The sequence below is a fragment of the Streptomyces sp. NPDC005485 genome (assembly GCF_040606085.1).
In the GTDB taxonomy this organism is placed as follows: Bacteria; Actinomycetota; Actinomycetes; order Streptomycetales; family Streptomycetaceae; genus Streptomyces.
Genome location: NZ_JBEXDZ010000240.1, coordinates 1 through 9,862, shown reverse-complemented (window position 1 = coordinate 9,862; position 9,862 = coordinate 1). Strand labels below are relative to the sequence as shown.

Below are 9,862 nucleotides of genomic sequence, written 5' to 3'. Positions count from 1 at the left end.
TCGGCACCCGCGAGGGGTGCGGTTGTGCGGGTCACGAAAACCGCCCAGGTGCCACGGGTGAGCAGACTCTCGTCAGTACCCCCGGACTGGACCTGTTTCCAGCCGTCTGCCCGCAGTGCTGCCGTCACCGTCTCCCGGGACTGAGCCGCGCTCTTCGCCGACAGAAATCCATCAAGAAAGACTGAGCAGTAATCAGCGGATTGCTTCTCTTTGCCGTCTCCCCTGAATCCACCGGGCACGCCCACCTCCGCCACCGCTTGGAGCAGCCCTGAGCGAACGTTCTCGTATTCCGTGCGACGCTGCGCCACTGAAGGGTCGACGATCACCTTTGCCCGCCCCGGGGAAGGTTGGGGAGCCTGACTGCTTCCGCACCCGGCGATCAATCCGATCAAGGGCAGGAGACAGGCGAGACGGGGTAGGGCATGACGCATGCCTGAGATCGTAAGCCACTGGTCAGGGGGCCGAGGGGCGTCCCATCCGAGACAAGGGTCACGGAAGAATTGGCCAACCGGGGCGCCCCTGAAGGCTCTAGTCCCGGATCATAGGCAGCAATACGCTTCGCCCAGTCGGGTCCTCGTCATCCTGACGCTGGTTGCGATCTTGGTGATATCCGTACGACGGGCTCCTCGTCGGATGACGAAGATTGATTCATCTCAGAGTTCGGGTGGCTTGACCACTGCTGCGCCGTACACGCGTACCCCTCCCACGCGGTCGGCGGAGTCTCAATGGCTGAGGCAAGCTACGGTTGCGCTGGTTGCTGTACTTCATTGCTGTACAGCGGTTGGGGCATTGGCTGCCATTTTCGAGTGTCTGGTCAGGGTGCACGAGTTCATATCGTCCGGGTCCCCTACGGTCAGAGCCACCAGCAAGCGCCCCTTGTCCCGGTAGAGGTCGAACGGGGTGCTTTGGTCACCCATGACCAATTCGAGTTGTTGCTCAACGCCGGACTCGTCGATCTCCCAGGTGCCATCCCCGCTGACCCTCTGCGTGACCTTGCCGTCGAGTTCCATCTCGGTAGGCATGCCGGTAGCGGACGCCGATCCGTCCGGATTCAAGGTCAACGTGGCGTCGCACTCCCGGGCGCGCCAGGTGCCTATGAGCTGAGAGTCGTGGACGTTCTTCGCAGGCGGATAGCCACCCCACCCCACCCCACGCACGCGGAGACCGACAGCGCCATCGGGGCCGAAATAAGCAGCCACTTCCATGCTCGGCTGTTCATCGCCCGCCCCCTTCGTACTAGTGGCCTGATCTTAGGCCTCTGGCGAACCGGGGCAGCATGCGGTCTGCGCGCGACGAGCGCGGTCGGTGGAGTCTTAATGGCTGAGTCAAGGGGCTCCACTGGTCGGTGGTGCTGTCAGGCGTCGTGGTCGGCAGCCTCTGCGAGCGCGTTCATGGCGTCGTTGTGGAAGCGGCGTTCGGCGTCGCGGCATGGGGCGTTGAAGAAGGCTCGTTGGGCTTCGGCAAGATCGCAGTTCAGCAGGCCCATGGTCACGAATACCGCTTCCACGCCGTGACACCCGTTGTCCTTGAGGAACTGCTGGAGTGTGTCCGTGTCGCCGGTTGCCGCCCAGGCGGGCCGGGCGGTTTCCCGCATGGCAGCGATGCGCGCTGATCGTTCTGCGTCGAAGCCCACTGGACCCGCCCTCCTGGTTTGGGCCGCAGGCTATCGCCAGCTGGGCGGGGTGAATGGCCTGCCTGCTGCGGGGCGCGCGTGGGTGGAGGATGCCACGCGAACCGCATGGACCCTGGTCACGCGGTACAGCTTGCCGAGCTGGCGTGGCCACAGAGGCGCGCCGGGGCAGGACTGGCTTTCGACCCCGTACCCTGCGCCATACCCGGGCGGGCCCCGGACCGCGCGCCGATTCGAGGCCTCTTCCATATGCCGACCGGCCGGCCGGCGGCGGCCCGCCGTTCGGCCACCGCTTTCACACCCACGTGGCCGATCAAGGCCTTTGATGAGGTAGCTGGATGCGGCCCGAGCGCGATGGCCCGAACGCTCTTCTACACCGTGCTCGATCTCCACCCGCTGGAGACGTCCTTGCCCGACATCGAGCAGAGACTTCCTGAACCAGCTCCCGTGAAAGCCGGATGCCTGCGCAGGAGTGATGCCACGTCAGGAGAATGGCAACGTGAATCGCACGGCACGGGCCCCATGCAGCGCCCGGGCCAAGAGTCTCTGGGCTGCTGGTGCACAGACGCCCGTCGCTTCAAGTGGTTGAATCCGACCCGCCCTCGACATGCTTCTGCAGCCAGGCCAGCACCTGGAGGGATCGGTCAAGTTCATGCTGGTGGACGTCGGGACGGGCTCGGGCCAGCTCCCGGTAGGCCTCAACGGCTTCGGTGATGGCGGCGAGCGCTTCCTCCCGCCGCCCCAAAACCGCCAGCCAGATGGAGAGGTTGTTCAGACTCAGGGCGAGGTCGGGCCGGAAGGCGTCGGGCCGGGCCCGGGCCAGCTCCCGGCGGATGCCCAAGGCTTCGGTGGTGGCGGCGAGCGCTTCCTCCCGCCGCCCCACAGCCGCCAGCCAGATGGAGAGGTTGTTCAGGCTCGCGGCGAGGTCGGGGCGGAAGGCGTCGGGCCGCACCTGTGCCAGCTCCTGGTAGACCACCACCGCTTCAATGCTCGCGGCGAGCGCTTCCCCCCGCCGTCCCAAAGCCGACAGCTGGACGGAGTGGTTGTTCAGGCTCGCGGCGAGGTGGGGGAGGAAGGCGGCGGGCCGCATCTGTGCCAGCTCCTGGTAGATCTCCACGGATTCGGTGGTGGCGGCGAGAGCTTCCTCCCGCCGCCCCAAGGCCGACAGCTGGTTGGAGTGGTTGTTCAGGCTCGTGGCGAGGTCGGGGCGGAAGGCGTCGGGCCGCATCTGTGCCAGCTCCTGGTAGATCTCCACGGATTCGGTGGTGGCGGCGAGAGCTTCCTCCCGCCGCCCCAAAGCCGCCAGCCGGATGGAGAGGTCGTTCAAACTCCCGGCGACCCGGGGAAGGCGGTCTGGATCGTCGTGGGGGAGCGTGCGGTAGTGCTCAGTGATGCGGCGGGTGAGGTGTGCGGCCCAAGGGGCGAGATTGTGGCTGGTAGAGGGCAACTTGGCTTCCAGCTGTTCCAGGTCGGACAGCTGGATGTCTGGTTGATCGGTGATCTGCTGGAGGGCATCGAGGAGGGGGTGGGGAGCCTCGGTCTGGGTGGCTACTTCGATGGCGGGCGTGGCAAGGAGATCGGCGTGGCGCACGCACAGGGCGGTGAGGTGCTGGTCGAGCTGGTGGTGGAAGACGGTGTGGGCGGCGGCGCGGGTGTAGACGGTCAGCAGCCGGGTGGCCTGGTGTGCGGTCGCGCCGACGATGAGGTGGTCGGCGAGACGGGGGTCGGTGTGCAGGTGACGGCCGAGAAAGCGTTCAGCGAGCCGGTCGGGCTGCAGGGTGTCCCAGGGCCAGCTGTGGGTGGCGGGCGGGTAGAGGGCGGCGATCCAGTTACGCACGGCGCGGCGCCGGTCGGGGAGCTGGCCGGCCAGGCCGGGAACGCGGTCAAGGAGGACGTCGGCCTGGTCGCGGTCGTCGGCACCCAGGAGGAAAGCGGCCGCCAAGGCGTCAGTGAGGGTGGCCTGGGTCAACGCGGGATGGAGCGCGTGGGTGGTAGCGGCGGTGGTCCAGTAACGACGCTCATGGACCAGCAGCCGGTCCTCAACGTCCGTTGTGTCTGTGGTTGTTGTTTCTGCCTGGACAGGTGCGCGACCGTCGCTGAACGGCTGACTGGCGGTGTCGAGGAGGTCGGCGAGGGCAGTCATGTGCAGGCTCAGTGCCGTCTCCAGCCCGGGCCGGTCCAGGCCGGCGAGAGGCTCGGGGCGGGGGTTGGAGGTGAGGCGGTGGGCCAGCGTGACCCAGTCAAAGTCCTGCCAGCCGCGTACCTGTGGCAGATGGCTGGCGTAGGCATGGACCGCTTCCTGATAGGCCTCGCGGCGGGAGCGGCCGGAGTCGGGTTCCAGCGCATGCAGCGCGATGACGCGGGCGCCGTCCAGTAGGTCCTCTGCTGTCGGAGAGCTGGCCTGCAAAGCTGGCCACCAGTCGCCGGCGGTGCGGGCCAGCAACAGCAGCTTGAACGGGCTGGCGCCGGGGTGCCGGGCGGCGGCCTGCAGGAGGGCTTCCAGTTGGAGGGGGCGGTTCTCGGCGTAGTCGACCACCACCAGCACGGGAACGGCGGCGGCCGCCAGGACGGCGAGAGTGTCGGGGCCGGTGTCGGCGCGCAGCCACAGAACGGTCCAGCGTTGGGCGGCGAGTTGGTCGGCGAAGTGCTGGGCTAGGCGGGTCTTGCCCTGGCCGCCGGACCCGTGCAGCAAAAGCGCCCCGAAGCCGGGCTCGCTGCTCCAGGCGGCGAGGCGGTCGAGGTCAGGGGTGCGGCCGCGGAAGGGCACGATCTGGCGACGGGCGCGCAGCAGGGCCGCGGGAGAGCGGACCAGCCCGGCCGCGGTGGCGGGTTCGGCGAGGTGCTGCCATTCGACCGGCTCCAGCTCGGTGCCGGTGGGGCCGTGCGCGGTGAGTGCGGCGCGGAAAGCCGCGTCGTGCAGCAGGACGAAGGCGGGCACGGCTTCGAGGTGGGCGTGGCTGCGGCCGGCCGGGTCGGAGGTGATGACACCGGCCAGCAGGTCACCGCAGAACAGCGCGGCCCCGGACAGGCCGCCCCATGGGGAGGCGCCGTCGTCGGTGGCGGCTGGGGGGTGGTGGTCGAGGTTCATCACGTAGCGGTTGCCGACCTGGCGGTCGCCGGGGTTGAGGGTGCCGGACGGCTGCAGGGTGTCGGTCGCCCGCCCGGGCCGCTGCACCAGCTCCGGGATGCCCCACGCCTCGCAGGGCGTGCCGGGCCGGTCGGTGACCAGGCGGCCCCAACGCACCGCAGGCCCGGACGGGGGCAACCAGGCCGGATCGGCGAGATGGATCAGTGCGGCGTCGTCCCGGCCGCTGGGACTGCCGCGCCAGACCACGGTGCCCTGCCAGCGCTCCGGACGTCCGGGCCGGAAAAGCGTCACCGCCTGGCCCTCGCCGGGCACGCCGTGAGCCGACGTCAGCACCAGCCGGCCTGCGATCACATACCCGGATCCCGGCCCGTCGGGTCCCTCTACCGCGACGACACGTCCGTGCTCCACCCCACGCCCCCGTCCCTGGTGGTCATGGTCCGCCTGGCCGCCGCCTCAGGGCTCGATGTACCCGGACACATCGCCGGGACCCTGCTCCCGCTCGGGACGGCCGTGGATGAGCAGGTCGCCGCCGCCCGGCTGCTGCGGAGTGAGCGCGATCTTCACCCGGTGCGTCCGGGTCCGCGCCACGCCCGCCTCCGCCTCGCCGGTGACCACCCAGGCCTTGAAACCGGCTTTGGCTCTGGCGTCCGCGCGCAGTTCCACGGCGAACTCCAGCTCCACCGGCCCGACTTTGAAGGCCAGGTCCTGGCCCGCGCCGCGAGCGGAGGCCTGCAGCAGCTCGTCCCGCATCGCCGCCACCGCATCCGCCAACTCGATCTCCACACGTACCCCAATCGCACCGTCCGCGCCTGCCCGACGCGAGGAACCCACCGTAGAAGCGAAACTCACCGAAGAAGAGGACAACCACGCGACGCAGCCGGTTTTCCATCGACAACGCGATGGCAGAGGCCGCTCGGTGGACCGGCGCCTGGCCCAGAGCCGGAGCCCTTCGGGCCGTGAGAAGCGCCGCGGCGGCTGAAGCCCAGTTGCCGAGCGCCGCGAGCCACCCCGCGCGGTAGGGATGGGCGTTGGTGGGTGAGCATCTGCTCAGCTGTCGCTTGCCTGTGAGGAATCGTCATGCGCTCTACCCGCCGTATCGCGCCGCCCGTCCTGCTCACCTGCCTGCTGCTGGCGGGCTGTTCGTCCGTCCCGCTCGGCACCTCGACATCGTCCGAAAGCCAGAGCCCGGCGGCGGGGGCGTCAGGGACGGCCGGCGCGGCGATCGGGTGAGCCCGGGCCGAGCGCGTTCCGCGGTCCGGGGCGGCGCCTGCGGCGCTGGACTCGTTGGTGGGCGGGAGGCCTACCCTCCCCAAGCAGGGGAGGCCGCGGTAGACGGGGACATCAAGAACCGGCGGAGTCGATGAGACCTGGTCTCAGCCAGGGGGAGCGTGGGTCTGTCGGCCGCACGCCTGTCTGCAGTGCTTTGCTGCTCACGCTCAAGGGAGGATGAGCAGCATGCCCAAGGACAGAGCTAGGCCCTGGAACCAGCCCCAATACACCGAGCCTCCCGCGCCTGAGGGGTTTGACTTCGCTGACGCCACGGACGATGAAGTTCGTGCCTACTGCCTGCGGCGCTCCCGAGCCTTCCTGGCCAGAGCCGAGGCCACCGATTCGGCGGTCAGTAGCGACCGCCAGCTTGGTTTCGCCGCCCAATACGCAATGATCGCGCAGGCCTTCCGTGCCGGCGCTGAGGCGGAGTGACGAGGCTCTGCTGCAGGGGCACCGCGCGCTTACCGTGATGGTGCGGGCGTTCTCCGCTGCCGTCGCTCAGAGCGGGCGCGGCACGGGCCTGGTCTGAAGCGGCTCGACAGGGGAGCCCAGCCGGGGTCTTGGCTAGTCGGCTGCTGGGCGTCGTTCCGCGCGTAGCCGGGTGGCCTTGGGCGAGTCTGGGGTCTGCAGGTCAGGGTCTTCGAGCAGGACGTGCGGTAGTTCGACGAATGCTTCGTGGACGTAGTTGTGGAACGAGGTGGGGGTGGGCGCGGTGTGGGCGAGGGGAAGCACTCCGAAGTGGATGTAGTGGAGCATTTTGCGGTGCAGCTGGCCGGGGGCTAGGACGCTGATGAGGGTGCCGAAGTCGCTGTCTTTGAAGTGGGAGGCCGTGACGAAGCATTCGTCGGCGCTGTTGTACACGCCGTCATCGCCTTTGTAGCGGCGGTTGAGGTCTTCTCCGCGAACGTGTGCGGCTGGGACGCCGTGTGCGGCGAGGTAGTCGCTGCCTGCCCGGCTGAGGCTGATCTTGTCGGCGGTTCCGTGGAACATATGGCGGCTGCCGGGCACGTACAGTTCCACGTCCATGCCCTCGCTGACCAGCTGTGTGTAGAGCTCCCGTCCGCGGTTCAGACGTGCCTCGAATTCCTCGTTGGGGCGTACGCCGGCTACGAGAGGGTGCTGTGCTGCAACTTCGATCAGTGCGCGTGGACGGCCGCGTCGTGCTGCCATCAGGGCACGGGCCTGCTCCAGGCGCTTGTCCCACGCAGCCCGCGCTTCGGTCATCCGTTCGGAGGTGTCCGCCATGCAGGCATGTCTACCCCGGTCAGGGGCCCAGTAGTTCAGTTGCTCCCCGTGAGGCGACCACGTCCCAGGTCCGGTCGAAGTGGCGCACGCAGACGCTCAGAAGGGAGCGGTCTGCGGGGTTGAGGACGAGGGAGGCGGTCTCGGGTGCGCGGGCGGGGGGCAGGGTGAGCGTGAGCCATCCCCAGTGTTCGTCGCAGAGCACGAGGGTGGAACGCAGATGAGTGGTGAAGTATCCGATCTCCACGGTGCCCAGGGAGGCTGACGGGCTCGTGCTTGCGGCGGCCTCGCCGAGGACTTCGCGCAGGCGGTAGTGCACGAGGGTGACTTCCTCGGAGATCTTCACACCACGGGGGCCGTAGGCGGATTCCGACTCTTGGACATCGGTGACGAAGCTGCCCTGGGGATCGGGCAGCAGCACTTTGATGTGACCGCCGCTCTTGAGGGCCGCGACGAAGGATTGCTTGTAGATTTCGATGAGGCGTACCGCGCTGGTCGACATGACGCGGATGATGCGGGCCCGCGCCAGGTTGTCCGGCATCTCGGGTCCGGCGACGCCGTCGACGCTTACTTGCCTGATGCCCAGGCGGGCGCATGGCTCGAGCAGGTTGTCGCTGAGCAGGCCGAACTGTTCGGGGACGGAGTCTGCTCGCACCCAGCCCACTGCCGAGCTGTACTGGGTTGCCGCGTTGAGTGCTGTGATCACCTCCGAAGCCAGGTCGTCCGGGTTGTTCCAAGCGGCACGGACCAGGCTGGCCTCGACCCGTTTGGTGAACGCCTCGAGTTGGCGTCGCTTCCTGCTGTTCAGCTCCACCTTCTCGGCCTTCAGCTTCTTGATGTCTTCGTGGACGAAGGCGAGGAGAGGCTTGTTGGCCTCGGCCGCGTAGAGGTATTCACTCTCGGTGTAGCTGAGCCCATTGTCCGGGTTGATCGATCCGTACATGCCAGCGATGACGAGCACGTAGAAGTCGCACTCGTCGATGAATCGCTTGATGATCGGCCAGGCCTGCTCCGGGCTGGCGGGGAAGTGCTCCATGCCGACAGGGATGTACTGGCTCTTGAGCAACGCGTTGGTCAGCTTCCTGCGTTCTACTTCCAAGTCCTTCCGCGTGGAACTGATGAATACCTGGTAGCGCTTCTGCACGATTCCCCCCGGATACCCCGTGGTCCGCAACCGGCCATGACGCCGATGCGGACGCACCGCCGTTCTACCCGGCCCTGCCGCCCCTACCGGGTTCTTTGCGGAAAATGCGCTTATCTACGCAGAAAGGGAGGGTCTGGCCGTGATGGTTACACCTCGACAGGCACTCGCGCCGTATCCCGTGCGGTAGGGATCGGCGGTGGTGGGGGAGCATCTGCTCAGCCGTCGCCTGCCTGTAAGGGATCGTCATGCACTCAGCCCGCCGTACTGAGCCGCCCGTCCTGCTCACCTTCCTGCTGCTGGCGGGCTGTTCATCCGCCCCGCTCGGCACCTCAACATCGTCCGAAAGCCAGAGCCCGGCGGCGGGGGCGTCGGGCACGGCCGCGTCGTCCGACGCGGGGCGGACGATCGCGGTGGGGCAGGCCCGCAGAAGCACTACACGGTGCAGCAGCAGCCGGCTGCCGGCGCCTGCCACTACCGCTAGTGCGACGTGAAGTCGCTTGTGAATCAGTGGACGCTGGAAAGGAGTTGATGCTACGTCCCCGGTCAGTGACCGAGACCGGCTCCCGGCAGGGAGTGCGTGGCCCGTAAGGGCCGGGTGCTGAGCCCCTGCAAACGCCCAAGTCCCAGCGGGTCGCCGCTGAGCACAGGCAACGGAGAGGTCGGACGGGTGAGAAATGCGAACCCCCTTTCATGAAGGCTCGTCAAGTGGACGGCGATTGCGACGAATGACCAACGGTCGCCATAAGGACTGAGGCTGTGAAGCCACGTGCCGCCCTGCTGTAGCGGGCAGGCGGAGGTCACCACGGTCCCGGGTCAGAGGGGGCCCCCACCCCGATCGCACCTGACACAAGCGGAACACGGAAACCCCGTAGTGGTCCGCACTGCGTTACCTCCATCTGCGTGCAGGGCAGCCCTCCGCTGCCACGCTCGCCGCGGACGGCAACCTGAGCGAGCACGAGATCACGTCCCTGCTGGAGGGCACCGCCCTGCCCGGCTGGGAGGCCGCGCAGCAGCTCGTCTACGCCCTGGACGGCGAGGTGACCTACTTCGAACCGCTGTGGCAGGCCGCCGCCCAGGACACCCCTGCCGCGGACGACGACCACTTGGGCAGCGAGCCCGCGGCGTGCGACACGACGGCCCCCGACGGGGTGTTCCGCCTGCTGGCCCAGTTCAGCGGCGCCCTGCGCAACGGACCCGAGCTGCCCCCGCACCATCGGGTACGCCGCACGATCGCCGAACGCCTGGCCGCCAACGGCCCTTTCTCGTGCAGGGAGGTGAAGCCGATCCCGCGCGTACGCAGCTCGGCGCTGGTGGGTCATCGAGGAACTGGCCACGACGCTGGAAACGGTCCGCCCCAAGAATCTGGCTTCGCTCATGGCCAATGTGCTGAAATGCAGTGAAGTCGGTCAAGTCCCTCTGCATCTGGGGAACTTCAACGAGGACACCGACCCCGAGTAGACCGTGCTTTCCTGCATTGCAGCCCAGCGCG

10 protein-coding genes are annotated in these 9,862 nt (G+C 68.1%); 3 read left to right on the top strand and 7 right to left on the bottom strand.

Translation table 11 applies throughout. From position 1 onward, the window contains the following. The 5 genes from ABZS97_RS41740 to ABZS97_RS41720 form a co-directional block, all read right to left on the bottom strand. Positions 1-326: hypothetical protein (locus ABZS97_RS41740; RefSeq protein WP_356148275.1), on the bottom strand; the 326-nt coding region annotated here is incomplete at its 3' end. Positions 327-764: 438 nt separating this feature from the next. Continuing rightward, positions 765-1,205, bottom strand: a complete 441-nt coding sequence (locus tag ABZS97_RS41735) for a hypothetical protein (protein ID WP_356148272.1) — start codon at positions 1,203-1,205, stop codon at positions 765-767. Positions 1,206-1,354: 149 nt separating this feature from the next. Next, positions 1,355-1,633: a hypothetical protein gene (locus ABZS97_RS41730; RefSeq protein WP_356148269.1), complete on the bottom strand. Its 279-nt coding sequence runs from the start codon at positions 1,631-1,633 to the stop codon at positions 1,355-1,357. A gap of 574 nt (positions 1,634-2,207) precedes the next feature. Next, the gene (locus ABZS97_RS41725; RefSeq protein WP_356148266.1) at positions 2,208-5,126 is read right to left on the bottom strand and encodes a tetratricopeptide repeat protein; all 2,919 of its coding nucleotides are present in this window, start codon (positions 5,124-5,126) and stop codon (positions 2,208-2,210) included. A gap of 45 nt (positions 5,127-5,171) precedes the next feature. Next, positions 5,172-5,501, bottom strand: coding sequence for a trypco2 family protein (locus ABZS97_RS41720; protein ID WP_356148263.1), 330 nt, complete (start codon positions 5,499-5,501; stop codon positions 5,172-5,174). A 294-nt stretch (positions 5,502-5,795) separates the two neighbouring features. On the opposite strand from ABZS97_RS41720, the gene ABZS97_RS41715 reads away from it, so the two are divergent. Continuing rightward, positions 5,796-5,948, top strand: coding sequence for a hypothetical protein (locus ABZS97_RS41715; protein WP_356148260.1), 153 nt, complete (start codon positions 5,796-5,798; stop codon positions 5,946-5,948). A gap of 225 nt (positions 5,949-6,173) precedes the next feature. Then, positions 6,174-6,419, top strand: a complete 246-nt coding sequence (locus tag ABZS97_RS41710; RefSeq protein ID WP_356148257.1) for a hypothetical protein — start codon at positions 6,174-6,176, stop codon at positions 6,417-6,419. Between the two features lie 132 nt (positions 6,420-6,551). Here the strand turns inward: ABZS97_RS41710 and ABZS97_RS41705 are convergent, their stop codons facing one another. Then, a complete protein-coding gene (locus tag ABZS97_RS41705) occupies positions 6,552-7,232 on the bottom strand; it encodes a hypothetical protein (RefSeq protein WP_356148254.1) in 681 nt (226 codons plus the stop codon). Between the two features lie 19 nt (positions 7,233-7,251). Then, positions 7,252-8,373 (bottom strand): DUF4062 domain-containing protein, encoded by a 1,122-nt coding sequence (locus tag ABZS97_RS41700; protein ID WP_356148251.1) that lies wholly within the window; start codon positions 8,371-8,373, stop codon positions 7,252-7,254. A gap of 1,037 nt (positions 8,374-9,410) precedes the next feature. Between ABZS97_RS41700 and ABZS97_RS41695 the strand changes: the two genes are divergently transcribed. Further along, positions 9,411-9,773 (top strand): hypothetical protein, encoded by a 363-nt coding sequence (locus ABZS97_RS41695; RefSeq protein WP_356148248.1) that lies wholly within the window; start codon positions 9,411-9,413, stop codon positions 9,771-9,773. The last annotated feature ends 89 nt before the right edge of the window (positions 9,774-9,862 follow it).